12 protein-coding genes and 1 pseudogene are annotated in these 14,997 nt (G+C 50.7%); 3 read left to right on the forward strand and 10 right to left on the reverse strand.

Features of this window, described 5'->3' with window-relative positions:
* Positions 1-6: 6 nt before the first annotated feature.
* Positions 7-654, reverse strand: coding sequence for a fructose-6-phosphate aldolase (fsa, locus tag SD71_RS15600; protein WP_041065062.1), 648 nt, complete (start codon positions 652-654; stop codon positions 7-9).
* Between the two features lie 344 nt (positions 655-998).
* On the opposite strand from fsa, the gene add reads away from it, so the two are divergent.
* On the forward strand, positions 999-1,994 hold the full coding sequence (gene add / locus SD71_RS15605) for an adenosine deaminase (RefSeq protein WP_235427156.1): 996 nt from the start codon (positions 999-1,001) through the stop codon (positions 1,992-1,994).
* Between the two features lie 50 nt (positions 1,995-2,044).
* Here add and SD71_RS15610 read toward each other — a convergent pair whose 3' ends face one another.
* Positions 2,045-2,689: a bifunctional 4-hydroxy-2-oxoglutarate aldolase/2-dehydro-3-deoxy-phosphogluconate aldolase gene (locus tag SD71_RS15610; protein WP_041065066.1), complete on the reverse strand. Its 645-nt coding sequence runs from the start codon at positions 2,687-2,689 to the stop codon at positions 2,045-2,047.
* 134 nt (positions 2,690-2,823) lie between these two features.
* Here SD71_RS15610 and SD71_RS15615 point away from each other — a divergent pair, with 134 nt between their 5' ends.
* A complete protein-coding gene (locus SD71_RS15615) occupies positions 2,824-3,123 on the forward strand; it encodes a hypothetical protein (RefSeq protein WP_041065068.1) in 300 nt (99 codons plus the stop codon).
* Between the two features lie 137 nt (positions 3,124-3,260).
* On the opposite strand, the gene SD71_RS15620 is transcribed toward SD71_RS15615, so the two are convergent.
* The 5 genes from SD71_RS15620 to SD71_RS15640 all read right to left on the reverse strand — a co-directional run bounded on the left by SD71_RS15620 (position 3,261) and on the right by SD71_RS15640 (position 9,040).
* Positions 3,261-4,847, reverse strand: a complete 1,587-nt coding sequence (locus SD71_RS15620) for a DUF2339 domain-containing protein (RefSeq protein WP_041065070.1) — start codon at positions 4,845-4,847, stop codon at positions 3,261-3,263.
* A 2-nt stretch (positions 4,848-4,849) separates the two neighbouring features.
* Entirely contained in the window at positions 4,850-5,572 is a 723-nt protein-coding gene (locus SD71_RS15625; protein ID WP_052476305.1) for a YwaF family protein, read from the reverse strand.
* Positions 5,573-5,677: 105 nt separating this feature from the next.
* A complete protein-coding gene (locus SD71_RS15630; RefSeq protein WP_152619483.1) occupies positions 5,678-6,349 on the reverse strand; it encodes a response regulator transcription factor in 672 nt (223 codons plus the stop codon).
* Positions 6,336-7,706: a sensor histidine kinase gene (locus SD71_RS15635; RefSeq protein ID WP_052476306.1), complete on the reverse strand. Its 1,371-nt coding sequence runs from the start codon at positions 7,704-7,706 to the stop codon at positions 6,336-6,338. Before SD71_RS15635 ends, SD71_RS15630 begins: the two co-directional genes overlap by 14 nt.
* A 167-nt stretch (positions 7,707-7,873) precedes the next feature.
* Entirely contained in the window at positions 7,874-9,040 is a 1,167-nt protein-coding gene (locus SD71_RS15640; RefSeq protein WP_041065076.1) for an MFS transporter, read from the reverse strand.
* Between the two features lie 354 nt (positions 9,041-9,394).
* Here SD71_RS15640 and SD71_RS15645 point away from each other — a divergent pair, with 354 nt between their 5' ends.
* On the forward strand, positions 9,395-10,522 hold the full coding sequence (locus SD71_RS15645; protein ID WP_041065079.1) for an IS110 family RNA-guided transposase: 1,128 nt from the start codon (positions 9,395-9,397) through the stop codon (positions 10,520-10,522).
* 528 nt (positions 10,523-11,050) lie between these two features.
* On the opposite strand, the gene SD71_RS15650 is transcribed toward SD71_RS15645, so the two are convergent.
* From SD71_RS15650 to xylF, 3 genes and pseudogenes are all read right to left on the reverse strand, one after another.
* Positions 11,051-12,232: a sugar ABC transporter permease gene (locus SD71_RS15650; RefSeq protein ID WP_041065085.1), complete on the reverse strand. Its 1,182-nt coding sequence runs from the start codon at positions 12,230-12,232 to the stop codon at positions 11,051-11,053.
* Positions 12,229-13,749, reverse strand: coding sequence for a xylose ABC transporter ATP-binding protein (locus SD71_RS15655; protein WP_041065088.1), 1,521 nt, complete (start codon positions 13,747-13,749; stop codon positions 12,229-12,231). Before SD71_RS15655 ends, SD71_RS15650 begins: the two co-directional genes overlap by 4 nt.
* A 79-nt stretch (positions 13,750-13,828) precedes the next feature.
* Positions 13,829-14,931: pseudogene (gene xylF / locus SD71_RS15660) on the reverse strand (D-xylose ABC transporter substrate-binding protein).
* Positions 14,932-14,997 lie beyond the last annotated feature (66 nt).

The following is a 14,997-nucleotide window of genomic DNA, read 5'->3' on the forward strand; positions in this document are numbered from 1 at the left end:
GCTGCTTTACAGCTTCGGTACTTTCTCCCAGTCTTTGAGGAATCGATCGATGCCGCTATCCGTCAGCGGATGCTTCCATAGTGCAGGCAGCAGAGAACCGGGGATGGTGGCAATATGGGCCCCGGCCAGAGCGGCTTCCTCCACATGGCCGATGTGGCGAATGCTTGCTGCGATTATTTCGGATGCAAGGCCGTATTGATCCAATACTTGACGCAAGCCGCTGACAAGCGCCATACCATCGGCCCCGATATCATCCAGCCGGCCTACGAAAGGACTGATATAACTCGCACCCGCTTTGGCTGCCATCAACCCTTGTGCGATGCTGAAAATCAACGTTACGTTCGTTTTGATGCCTTCCTTATGGAGGTGGTGCGTGGCTTCCAATCCAGCTTCCGTCATCGGCAGCTTGATGACGACATTAGGCGCCCATTGCGCGATCTCATGAGCTTCACTAAGCATTCCATTCACGTCGAGGCTCACGACCTCCGCACTCACAGGACCGCTTACGATGCTTGTAATCTCTTTAATCACATCTTTAAAAACGCGTCCTTCTTTCGCTATCAAAGACGGGTTCGTCGTAACGCCATCCACCAAACCGAGCTTAACGATTCTTTTGATTTCGTCGACATTCCCAGTATCCAAGAAAAACTTCATTTCTGCATGTCCTCCTCAAATCGTTTGTCACATTAATAAGTATGGTATACCACAAACCCATTTATGACACAATATATAATTCGCTTAATTTATATGTTGTCATATTTGGTTCGGGGCACGCACACATAAGTTGAATTTTACCCTGAAAGCAGCCTTTTCAATCCGACATACGCGAGCCCTTCCACAACCCTAAAGTTAACTTTGTGTTAATATAGTTTACACAAAATAACCATTTTTCTAAAATGGTTTAATTTTCTGCACATTGATGTTATATTAATTAACATATATATCAGAAGAGGGTGATGGTTATCGTTTCCTTACATGTATTAGAGGAGCTACCGAAAGTGGATCTGCATGTCCATCTCGACGGCTGTGTCAAACCCCGCACACTTTTGTCGCTGGCGGAATTGCAAGGAATTCCTCTCCCCACATATGAGGCCAACGGACTTCTAACTTATTTGCAAGTTGATGGAGGCTGCAATAATCTTTCCGATTATCTCGTCAAATTCGACTTCGTACTTCCCTTCCTGCAAACGAAAGAAGCATTGGTACAAGTCGCTTGGGAGGTCGTTGCGGAGGCTTCGGTTCACCGTATCCGATATATCGAAGTCCGGTTCGCGCCGCAATTACACCGCCATAACGGATTAACGACAGAAGAAGCAATTAACGCAGTGATCCAAGGATTGAATAAAGGCGAAGAGCAGTTCGGTGTCAAAGCGCGCGTCATCGCGATATGTATGAGGAACCATTCGTTCGGCGCGAACCTGGAAGTGGTCGAGTCGGCGGCTTCCTTTTACGGTAAAGGGTTGGTTGCCGTTGACTTGGCGGGCGACGAAGCCTCCTATCCCGCAGAACTCTTCCGTCAAGTATTCCGGCTCGCCCGGCAGCGCGGAATTCCGATCACGATTCATGCCGGGGAGGCTGCAGGACCCGATAATATCGAGGAAGCGGTCGTGAACCTGGGAGCTCGCCGCATAGGGCATGGTGTGAGATTGAAGGAAAATGTCCGGGTCATGGAGATGATCCGTGAACAACGAATTCCGCTTGAGCTCTGCCCGACAAGCAATATTCAGACGCGATCGGTCACAGGATGGGACTGTTATCCGATCCGGGAATATTTCGAGCAAGGGATCCTGTTCACCGTCAATACGGATAACCCCGGCGTGTCCGGCACGAACATCACACAGGAATACAAGGTTCTCGCAGACAAATTCGGATTCAGCTTGGCGGAAATTACAGCGTTAATTTTGAATGGCGTGGAGGCATCTTTTTTGGACGGGGAGGAAAAGGCGGCTTTAAGACGGGAATTTGACGAGAGTTTTAATCGATTGGTCGTGTAACATGATTGACCCCCGATGATAGGTTATCCGGGGGTTTGTTCATTTTATAATTAGGCCTGTACGGTTCCTTGAACTTCCGCTACAAATGATTGAGCCGTATTCGTAATAACGCTATACTTGCCTTCTTTCACACAGCGATGATCCACCAGACTGCCGCCTATACCTACCGCAACGGCACCTGCATCCAGAAAAGCACGAATGTTGTGCAGATTTACCCCGCCCGTCGGGATCATCGGAATCCGGTTCAAGGGCGCACGTATCTCTTTAAAGTAATCGAATCCTAAAGCCGCCATCGGGAACAGCTTGACTGCCGAAGCGCCTGCTTTATACGCTCGAACGATTTCCGTAGGGGTCATTGCTCCAGGCCATACCTCCACGCCCTGCTGAATGCCGTAACCCACTACCTCTTCATCCAGGTTAGGAGAAATCAGATATTCGGCCCCTGCTGCCAGCGCTTGTTTGGCTTGCCCCAAATCCAGCACCGTACCGGCTCCGATCCTCATTCTCCCGCCGTATTTCTCCCGTAAATGTGAGATCGTTCTTAGCGCTCCGTCCGTATTTAGCGTTACCTCCAGGAATACGATCCCCCCATCAGCGAGCGCCTTTGCTGCAGCATCCGTCTGTTCTAATGTGTATCCCCGCATAATCGCCACAATTTTCTCGCGTGCCAGTGATTGCATCAATTCGGTAGACATAAGAAACTCCTCTCGGCCGGTCGGCATTACATGCTATTATTATCCGCGCCCTTCACCCCACCGTCAAACCCTCTTCAACATGCTATAATAATCACAACAACCTTGGATTCCTGATCCGGAAAAGGATGAGCATATTGGCATTCGGCATTACGAGAGTGGAATTGAATCGTTGGAAAACAGCCGTCAGCAGGGGAGAAATCGCATATCTCACCCACTACTGGCTGGATTCGCGGTTTCCGGGTGTTAAAACCGTAACCAAAGTGGGCAGTGCCGACCTGAAAGTATTAACCGAGTGGTGCAGGCTTAACGGACTAAATCCCAAATATATTCATAACCGCCCGCCCTTTCCCCATTTCGACCTGATCGGCCCGAAGCAAAAGGAAATCTTGTTGAAAGAGAACTTACGGGATCATATAGAACGATTCAAACTGTAACATCAAAGAGACCTCCAGCTAGGGAAGCTGGAGGTCTCTTCTTCAGTGCAGCTATTTATTGCCGGAAAACCAAGGTCTGAACGAGCGAATTAGCAGGAGGTTTTCCAGTTGAATCGCCGATCGAATCCAATCCGGCATTAAGCACCATCCTGACTCTCTTGCACGTTCACATCCGCCGCCTTTTCCCCGGCCCATTTTCCATTCACCCAAGTAATGAGGAACGAAATCCCGCCAAGGACAAGCAGCACGAGCACTTTGTACAGCACGACCTCCCCGCTTAGATCCAGGAACATCGCCTTGATGGCGACCAAGAGCAGCACGCCCGTACCGAACCAACGAAACAGCGATTGCCGGCGGTAGGCTCCCCATAAGAACAGCAGCAAGGCGTAAATCCCCCAGGATACCGACAAAGTCAGCTGCAGCAGTTGACCGGAGGAACCGCTGAAATACTCTTCGAATACGCTCATGATTTGAACCGTCAGCAGACCTCCCACGATCAAGTGGGCAAGAATCGCCAGCGTATGGGACATCATCGATTCATTACTTTTAGCTGCTTCGATCGAATAGTAAAATCCGATGACCGCGAGCAGTACCCATGCCATTGCGCCCCAATTGAGGAACGGAATGAAAGTGCCGAACCACTCGCCGCGCGGTGTGTCCCATGTGACTGCGAACCAGTAACAGCCGACCGCAAACCAGATGACTAGAGAAGTCACAGTCATACTCACCCAGCGCCGTGCCTGACCGACTACAGCCAGAACGCCGGCAATACCGCCCCATACATACACGTTGATCAGCGGTTTAACATCCATCCCGCTGCCCACGTGGGTCGCTGCCAGCAGCAGCATCAGCAGTCCGACAAGGGCATGGCTCATCGACGACACATCGATCTTACCGATGAGACGACGTATCACTGCACCGGTAATCAGATACACCAATCCGATGAATGTGAGCACATAAGCATAATGCAATTCACCGTACAGAATGAACACCGCCCAGCACCCGAACAGTACACCGTTGGCCAAGCTGAGGTACAAATTCCATCCGTCGAAGCAGCGGTTGCTTTTCCAAGAGGACAACAGGAACCCGATCAGGTAAAAGACGAATGCAGCGAGCGCGTAACGGAACGGCATACTCCAAATCCCTTCCGTCGGAGGGTTAAAGTGCACGAAATACACCGCATACACGATCCATGTTCCGATAAAAGCGTGAATTCGCAACTCGGTCCAGTTTTTGGCGATACTCAGGTAAAAGAAGGCTGAGTTGATTACGAGAAGATACAGGAACAGCGTGAACACCTGGTCCGTTATAGGCTGCATAAGCAGCGGTGACAGCAAACCTCCCGCCAGCGCGATGTTCATCAGCAATCGGGAGTCAAACCGGTAAGCGAATGCCGATGCCCCCGCCGTGACTGCCGTCATGCCGATCAGCACGGTCATCGGGCTCCATAACTCATAATAGATACCCGCAAAAGAGAACGTTGCGTACAGGATGCAGGCGCCCAGTCCGAGAATGATTTGAACGGCTGCTAAGCTGATAGCCCGTCGTGTTAACGCCAATCCGGCGACGCACAATCCGGTTCCCGTCAGCAATCCGAACCCGATCTTCATGTAATCGTTAATCCAGCCTTGATCGATTGTGTATTTGAATAATGTCACAAATGCTGCCACGATGAATAACACGCCAAGCAGCGATGTCCAGTGTTTACGAATGATTTGATCCATGATCAATCAGCCTCCATAGGGGATGAACTTCTTTTGTTCGCAGTGAACACCCGATCCGCAGCCAGCACTATGCCGAGAAGCAAGCCGCACAGGACAAGCGTCACGATTTCCAGCTGAAGCAAATACCAAGGCCAAGGAGCCAATACATCCAGCAGTGAGGCCGTTGCCGGTTTACGCGCCAAGAACATGAAGTTACTTCCGGTAAAATAGTTCGTCACAGCTGCCGGTACTGCAAGAACGTGCAGCCAACCGATGGCTCTGAACACCGATGACACCCGGGGCCGGTAACCTTCAACCGCAGTCAGGAAAACACCGGCGCCTATGATTGCTCCATGAGCAAGGAAAAAGTGAAAAAAGCGGAACTGTGGAAACGCGGCATCCAAATTCGGGGTCAACAGCGCTTGTAAGGCACCCAGCATCCCGATGAAGAACGTGACTTCGTACAACCTTCGGCTCCGGTTCAGCAGCACCGCTGCCGACAGCCACATCATGATGCTGCACAGTTGGAACGGCAGCGAGTGCAAGCCCCAATTGTCCGTAATCGCGTACCAGATATAAAGCGCTGCTTCACAGCTCACCAGGAATGCGGCCAGCCCGTAACGAGCTGCTCGATTCCAGGCTGCGTTCTCCCTCAATTTCCTCCGGAAGCCGATGATTGCGATCACGATAGCGGCAGCCATCGCGATGCCCATTCCATGCGCCGCCGTGAAAGGTTCGAATGCCATTCCGACCCCTCTTTCCTTCGTTCGAGTTGGTTTCGGTTACAGCTTCATTGTAGAAAATTGGCATAAAAAAAAATAGTACCAACTTTATGTGGTACCATCTTGTCATCACGTATCTTTATCTAAAAGTCCGAGCTCTTTCGCCTGCTGAGCCGCTTCTTTGGAGCCTTTGGACTTCAGCTTCTTCAGAATATGGTTGATATGGTTTTTCACCGTTCGTATCGACACGACCAGCTTGCCTGCGATTTCGGATTGGGAGTATCCTTTGTCGATCAGCTTCAGCAGTTGAAGCTCCGAAGGTGTGATTAGATCCTGCATCGTCTTCACCTGAAATTCACGTTCCATACGCTTGAGGCGCCGGAACTCTTCCCGCATCCGCTCGGCGGCCGCGGAGCTGATCGGCGATTCACGCCGGGCGGCGGCTCTGATCGCATCGGGCAGGGATTCGAAATCCGATTTGATCTGATAGTCGATGGCACCCGCTTGAAAGGAGCGGAAGATGAGATCCTTCTCCTCCATGGATGTGAGCATGATGACTCGGGCGCCGGTACACTCCGCCACTTCCTCCGCGAGTGCTATTCCCTCCGGAACATCGCCCAGCATGATGTCCATTAATACGACATCCGCATCTTCTGATTCTGCAGCGAGCGCGATCCTCACATCGTCCGGCTTGTCCGCCGTAAAAACAACCTCAATGCCTTCCTGGCTGCCCAGATACGCGGTGAGTCCGCGAAGCCAGTCTCGGTCATCCTCGACGATCCATACTTTAATGGGTTCCATAAGCATCTACCCCTTTGGCAGCACTGCCGATGTTCACATATTCCGCTTGCACATTGCGCTTGGGGAAAGTCAAATAAACGGAAGTGCCGAAGCCTGCTTTGCTGTGAATGCGCAGTGAGCCCCGATGTTTTCTCATCACATAGTAGACATACGGCAGACCCAAACCAAAGTTGCCGTTATTGCCTCCCTTAGTTGTGTAAAATGGCTGAAGAACTAGAGCGATCTGCGCTTTGTCCATCCCCGGCCCTGTATCGCGAATCTCAATCGTCAGCTCCCGCTTGCTTTCCCGCAAAGCAACGTACAGCTCACCTTCGCCTGCGAGCGCATCAACCGCATTGGACACCAAGTTGTTAACCGCTTCTCCGACTTGAGCAGGATCCACAGTGCAGATCCATCCGGCCGGCACGTCAACGATTAATTGAATGTTACCCATCATAGGCTTATGCGGTGTCAGCGACCTATGAATGAGCTCCCCTAGATTAATACGCCCAGGCTTAATCACCAGGTCTTCAGTACGACGGTGAACGCGTGAAATCATGTCCTGGATATGTAATGAGGCGTTCAGCACGATGCGAATATCCTCAAGCAATTCCGGCTGGCCGGTGTTTTCCGCGTATGATTTGATTTTCTCGCCGAAGAGACGCATTTTGCCGACATCATTTTTAATCGCATGGTTCAGAATGGCAGTACCCGAGGTAACGGCCCGTAATGTCGAGTCCAGTCTCCTGCGCTCGATCATCACCCGCACACCCATAAAGCCATAAGTGAACAGGCCGATGACGAACACCGCCACGCCGATTCCGACGAAGAGCGTATTGTAAATCCACATCCGCAGAACGCCGAAGCTCGGAAGGACGTAACTCATCAGCATGCAAAAAAGAACGGGAGGAAGTACGGCCAAACAGAGAATCCAATGCGTCGGAGAGAGAAAATAGCGATCCTGGCGTCTCCACAAAACGAGCGCCGTCCCGGTCATGAAATAAGGAACCGCCCACCATACCACCACGTCATGACTGACCGGATACATTTCATTATAAGGCGGCGTAAGGATCAGGCAGCCCGCAATCGGGAGAAGCAATATCAACGGCAGCAGCCATTTCCAGCTGCCTGACAGTCTAACAGACCGGTAAGCCAACGAAAACAACAGAAAAGTATAAGGAACCCCGTAGTAAGAGATAAGCGAAGAAGTAGCTTGTACATGGTAGAGTGTATCTTCTATCTGCAGATTGGGATAATTGGCATTTATATAAGGAATAAATGTGCTGGCTAGCGTTGCTGCCAGCGCTCCCGCCCCTCCGCTGAATGCTAAGGCGCTCAGTCGCCGGGCGACCGCGGAACGCGGATCTGACAACAGCATGAAAAGAGCCACTGCCCATAATGCGATCCATACAAAAAAGCATTTTACAGCTCCTCAGCGTTAGTGATTCAACTTATTCGACAATTTTCCCGGTTCTCCTCTAAGGAAGACAGCTTGAAACAACAATGGAGCGCCAAGTTGCAGACAGTTGGCACTCCATTATCCTATCAAACCTTCCGGGACCCGGCAGCAAAATAAACCAGGAACACACCGCACACCAAAGCAAGGAAACCGTAACCGCCGAAAATATCATATTGGGATGAGAAATATCCGAAACCCAAACCTGTAATAATCATCAGCATATTCTCGCCCAACAACTGAAACGAATCGATGGTCGCTCTCATGGAGGAGTCGATTCTATGGTGCAAATATCCCGCAGCAACAGGTTCAACGATGCTCGACATCAGACAAATCAGGAGCATCGAGGCTAACCCGGCATAACCGATATATACGGATATGCATAGGTACCCTGCCGCAACGACTACGGTCACACCCAGCAGCAACGGCCTGTAACGGAGCCTGTTTTTCACGATGTGCGCAAGCAAATTTCCCGGCACTCTCAAAAGCATTAATCCTGCAGAATACGTCCCGAAGTAGACGACCGGAATTTCCAACCTGTTCAAATAGATCTGCCAGAACTCGTCGATGAACGTCAAGCATGAACCGATGATCATGCCGGTAAGAAGCACCATACGAACCCCTGGATTTCTGTGGAAAAATAGCACGGAAGTCTTAAGGTACTGTCTGACCGGTATCGGCTCATCCAAGCTGCTCTTCACCGGAGGTTCAACCAGCATGAGCGCTAACGGCAACGAAACGGACATACTGGCAAAGGAAATCCAGTAATTCAGCTCAAATCCGAAGCGGCTGGCCAACAGACTCCCGCAAAGTGCGGCAAGGACGGCTGATGTCAAATCACACACGTTCAAGCGTCCCAGATGTTTCTCAAAATGCTGCTCCCTGCCAACCAACAGCAATGAATCATAGAGCAGCGCATTTTCCGCTCCGCTGCTTGCCGAACGGGCGATTCCCGCTAGAAAAACGACGGCCGCGAAGTGCCAAAACACCGTCGCGAACACTAAAATAAGAAACTCACAACAGCCAAGCAGCGCGCTTAACACGATCATTTGCTTGCGGCCCCGCTTATCTGCAAGGATGCCTGTCGGAACCTCGAGCAGAACGATCGTCACCGCATAAATGATTTCCGCATAAACGACCATCTGAATGGTCATGCCCCGCTCTTCCCAGAACAGCCTCTCAATGACATAGGCCGGAATCAGGTTGTGGAAGAATCGAATGGCATAAAGCTTCCATAGGTTTGACCGATAGCTCATGAATACGCTCCTCTCCATTCTCTGATTGTCAGGATCCCAATCAAACATGGAGGCGCTCGTGAGCTATTTGCTTCTAAGGCTTAACAGGGTGGTCGTGCGAACGTCATATACAACATCTCCTTTGGGTTTTTAATAACTATATTTTACCATTTGCGCCTCTGCAGCGATACTTGATCATTCGGGTAACGGGCCTGAGGTCCGTTAATACGAACACGGGGTCCGTATACAGACAAATAGTTATAATGAACGAAACCGACAGCCTAATTGTTATTTCGTAGGTTAACTTGGTAAACATGGTGATTGTAAGCACCAAAAACCAAGTCAGAGCTATAAACAATAAGGAGTCGGTTTATTATGAGTATTGCCGTGAAATATGTAGGTTTAGACGTGTCTAAATCAAAGATTGCAGTCGCATGTGCAGAGGAAGGCAGGCAGGAAGCCCGCTATTGGGGTGCCATTGAACACTCGAAAGCAGCAGTAACTAAGCTTGTACAGCAACTGAGTCGCGAGGATGTAAAGCTTAATATTTGTTATGAAGCTGGTCCGACGGGTTATGTTTTGTATCGTTGGTTGCTTGAGTTGGGCGTCTTTTGTAACGTCGTTGCTCCGTCGCTCATTCCTAAAAAACCTGGAGACCGCGTTAAAACAGATAAGCGAGACGCACTGAGGCTGGCGCAATTGTATCGTGCCGGTGAACTGACTGCCGTTTATGTCCCGACGCCGGAGGATGAAGCACTGCGAGACTTAGTTCGCGCTCGTGAGGATGCCAAAGAAGATCTTTGTCGGCATATGCAACGGCTAGGCAAGCTACTTCTCAGGCTCCAACTTTCAGATCCTAAGGGCTCAAAGTCTGGGAGCTCCAAGTATGAGGAATGGCTCGACACGTTGCGCTTTGCAAATGACTGCCAGCGTCTAGCGTTCCAAGAGTATCGCCAGTCCATTTTTGAGACGAAGGAACGCATTAAACGTTACGAGCAAGAAATGGAGCAACAAGCCGTAACCAGCACGCAAGCGCCGTTAATTCAAGCTTTCCAAGCATTGCGTGGTGTCACATTAGTTACTGCGGCAACGCTCTCCACTGAAGTTGCGAGCATTTCTCGATTTGGGTACTCTACTTCCTTCATGAGTTACTGCGGGCTTGTACCAAGCGAGTATTCGTCTGGAGACAGTCGGTGGCAAGGAAGAATTACGAAAGCGGGCAACGCACATCTTCGTAGGGTGTTGGTGGAAGCGGCATGGAGTTATCGCTACTCACCAGCCATTCGAAGAAAGATGGCCGAGCGTATGACGGGTCTTCCGGCTGAAATACAAGCCGTTGCATGGACAGCGCAAAATCGGCTACACAGGAAATACAAAAGCATGATGTACAAAGGTAAACACAAAGGCTGCATAGTGACTGCCATCGCTAGAGAACTTGCGGGATTTGTATGGGCTATTGCAAAAGAATTGGAGAAATTACAACAGCAAAAGATCGCTGGATAAGCAACTTTGAAAGCTAACGTAATGAACAGCTAGAAACGAATATAAGGAGGCGATCTTGGGAGGAATTATTTTTTACCTCGGAGGCAAAATCAGCAAGGTGAAGAGAATAATCCGCGTGGCCCGCTTGAGCAAATGCTCAATGTACGCTCGAAAATAGTTAGCGGCAAGCTCTTCAGACGTATGTAAAATGTGTGAGAATCCACGTATATCAGATTGCCAACCGGCGAATTGCTTTTGCCTTCGAGCTAAAAAATGATTCCCCCTTCCGTCCCCTTAAGGGGAAGACGCAGGGAGCACGCCCCCTGCACCCCGTTACTCGCCGTATGGTATGCCTTCCGACGAAAAGTCGGAAGGCATAAGAAAGTATTGGTTGAAGGTAAGTCGCCTGTAAAGAAAATCGCTTGACAGGCTTAGTTTAGGCTGGAAAACATCTTGTTTAGGCGCTTCGATTTGACAGGTTTCGTTCATATCAGCGGGCCTGCGGCCCGCTATTCACCGAAAGCCAGCCTCTTCGGCCGGCACTCGCTTTTAAGCGACTTTCTTTCTCTGTCTGCTGTAAATATCCACGTAAACAGCGAGAATCAGGATTGCGCCCTTGACGATATATTGCCAGAACGACTCCATGTTCATCAAGCTCATCCCGTTATCGAGGCTGGCCATTACCAAAGCTCCGATAATCGCGCCGACGATTGTACCGGATCCGCCCATCAAGCTGGTACCGCCGATGACGCAGGCGGCGATAGCGTCCAATTCTGCGTTCTGTCCGGAGCTCATGGTAGCCGCATTCAAACGAGCCGTTAATACGAGCGCAGCTACCGCCGCAAGCGTGTTACAGAGGACGAATACGGTGAGAACCCGGCGTTTGATATTGATCCCTGACAGCCGCGCGGCTTCCGGATTGCCGCCGATCGCATAGATCTGACGGCCGAACGTCGTATTTCTTGCAATAAAGGTAAACACGAATGCCAGCACCACGACCATAATGAACGGTACGGGAATGCCTTTGTAGCTGTTCATCAAATATACAAAACCGAGAATGAACATCCCCATCAGAACCATGCGAAGAATGCTGATCGACATCGGCTCTACATCAAAGCCATAGCGCGCGCGTGCAGCACGTCTCCTCAGCACCAGATACGCGGCAAAGATGAGCGCGGCAATACCAAAGATCCACCCAATCGTGTCTGCAATGTATGCTTGGCCCAAGGACTTCAAAGACGGGGATAGCGGCGCGATGGTTACGCTTCCCGATGTACCGAACAGCAATCCCCGGAACATCAGCATACCGCCGAGCGTGACGATAAAGGCCGGCACCGCTCGATAAGCAATGATCCATCCTTGCACGAAACCGATCGCCGCTCCGAGCGCAATCGTCACCAGCACGACCGGCACGGTGCTCCAATCGTACCAAACGTTCAGCATGGCCGCTGCGCCGCCGGTAAATCCGACCAGCGAGCCAACAGATAAATCGATATGGCCTGCTACGATAACAAGAACCATCCCGATTGCCAGTATCGCCGTCGCTGACATTTGCAGAAAAAGATTGGATAGATTGGTTGCGGACAAGAACCTTTCGTGCAGGAGGGAGAACAAGATCCAGATCGACAGCAATGCGCCGATCATCGTGTAAGCTCGTACATCAATTTTAAACCAGGTCAAAGTCCGTTTCATTTCCGACCGGTCCAGCACCACTTCGCCGTTTGGGCTCATTTTTCTTTTCCTCCTGTAGCAGCCGTCATAATTAACTCTTGTGTCGCTTGTTCAGCTGTAAACTCTGCCGTCTTTCTTCCTTCCGATATGACCATGATCCGGTGGCTCATCCCCAGCAGCTCCGGAAGCTCGGAAGAGATCATGATGACGGCTACGCCCCGCTGAATCAACTCGTTCATAATGTTATAGATTTCAAACTTCGCCCCGACATCGATGCCTCGAGTCGGCTCATCCAAGATGAGTATTTTCGGTGTGGTCATCAGCCATTTGCCCAATACGACCTTCTGCTGATTTCCCCCGCTTAACGTGCCTGTTATCGTCTCCACCGAATTTGCTTTTATTTTCAAGGAACGAATGTATTCATTACCGCTTGTGATTTCCTGGTTATGATTAATGACCCCGCCAGATGAGACTGCTTTCAGACTGGCCATCGTCACATTGCTTTTGATATCCATGCCGAGCACAAGACCGAACTTCTTGCGATCCTCCGAAACGAGTGCGAGCCCCGCCTTGATCGCCTGCTCCGTATTCTTGATCTTGACGGGTTTGTCGTCGATTTCGACGGTTCCCCGGCTCTGTCCCTCATAGGAACCGAACAAACTCATGACCAGCTCCGTACGGCCGGCGCCCATCAGGCCTGCAATCCCGAGGATTTCTCCTTTTCTTACTTCGAACGACACGTTGTCGATGACCTTTTTGCCGGGGACGTCCGGGTTCATTACCGTATAGTCCTTGACCTTCATTACCACTTCGCCGGGACTAACGTCGATCCGCGGAAAGCGCTCCGTCAACTCACGTCCGACCATCAGAGAAATGACTCGGTTCTCCGTAATTTCAGCGGCCGGATATGTCCCAACCGTCCTGCCGTCCCGCAATATCGTAATCGAGTCGGCGATCTCAAACACTTCATTCAACTTGTGAGAAATATAGATACAGGTCACGCCGCGGTTCTTGAACTCTCTCAAAATCCCCAGCAGAATGTCGACTTCCTGCTCCGTCAAAGCCGCCGTAGGTTCGTCCAATATAAGGATACTGGCATTCTTCGATAACGCCTTCGCGATCTCCACCTGCTGCTGTTTGCCGATCCCCAGAATCCCCGTCACTTGCTCAGGACTGACATTCAGACCGACTTCCTTCAGCCATTTCTCGCTTTCCTTGTACACGTGTTCCCAATTGATAATGCCGAATCTCGCCGGTTCTTTGCCCAGGAATAGATTTTCACCGACCGATAAATCCTTGGCGAGCGCCAGTTCCTGATAAATGATCGAGATTCCCGCTTCTTCCGCTTCTTTGATGGTGTGAAAATGTTTCTCTTCACCGTTAATCAGAATTTGCCCGTCGTAGGTTCCACTGGGATAAAGACCGCTGAGCACCTTCATCAGCGTTGATTTACCCGCTCCGTTCTCCCCGCACAAGGCGTGCACTTCGCCTTTCTTGACGACGATGGAAACGTCGTTCAAAGCTTTAACCCCTGGAAATTCCTTTGTGATGTTTCTCATTTCTAACGCCGCAGTCATCGGTCTTCTCACCTCACAATGGTGAAAGGGGGAAGCATGTGAAATGTGGTTTCACTTCTTCCCCTTTCCCGTTCAATGCTTATTTCTTCACGTTCTTGTAAACATCTTCCTTCTTATGGAAACCGTCTGCAATGATGGTAGCATCGATGTTCGATTTATCTACCGCTTGCGGATCCAATAACACGGAAGGCACGTCGATCTTGCCGTTGTTCACTTTCTTGTCGGCGCGACATCCTCGCCTTTCGCCATCTTAACTGCGAGTTCAGCGGCTTTCTCAGCCAGAGCTTTGATCGGTTTGTATACCGTCATGGATTGCGTGCCCTCAACGATTCGTTGAGCCGCAGCCAGCTCCGCGTCTTGGCCCGATACCGGGACTTTGCCGGCCAAACCTTGAGCTGCAAGAGCCTGGATGACACCGCCGGCCGTACCGTCGTTCGCTGCGATGACCGCATCGATCTTGTTGTTGTTGGCCGTCAAAGCGTTCTCCATGTTAGCGAGTGCATTCGCCGGGTTCCATTCTTTCGTGAACTGGTCGAATACCACTTCGATGTCGCCTTTGTCGATCAGCGGCTGAAGAACGTTAAACGCGCCTTTCTTGAACAGGTGGGCGTTGTTGTCCGCTTCGGATCCGCCGATATATACGTATTTCCCTTTTGGAGCCAATTTCGTGATTGCTTCCGCTTGCATTTCGCCGACTCTCTCGTTGTCGAAGGAGATATACAGATCGACATCCGAGTTTTTGATCAGACGGTCGTACGCAATGACTTTGATGCCGGCCTCGTGCGCCTTCTCCACGATTGCTGCAGTAGCTTCAGCATTGTGAGGCACGACAACCAGAATGTCCACGCCTTGGCTGATCAAGCTTTCAGCTTGAGCGATTTGCTTGGCATCGTCGCTGTTTGCCGCTTGAACGTCAACTGTTGCGCCAAGCGCTTCAGCAGCCGCTTTGAACAAATCTCTATCCTTCTGCCAACGCTCTTCTTGCAGCGTATCGAGTGACAGACCGATCTTGATTGCGCCGTCACCTTTGACGGAGGCGCTTCCCGATGCAGCCGGGCTTGAAGCCGATCCGCCGGAAGCTGCCGGCGCCTTGTTGCCGTTATTGCCTCCGCACGCCGCCAGTACAACCGTCAGCGCAAGAATCAGTACCGCAACCCCGCTTCGCGTAAAGCTTCTTTTCATGTTATTCTCTCCCTTTTTAAAGCGAATGTAAATGCTTACATTTGAACTTTATCACGTCTGAAGGAA

The organism is Cohnella kolymensis, assembly GCF_000829465.1.
Lineage (GTDB): Bacteria > Bacillota > Bacilli > Paenibacillales > Paenibacillaceae > Cohnella > Cohnella kolymensis.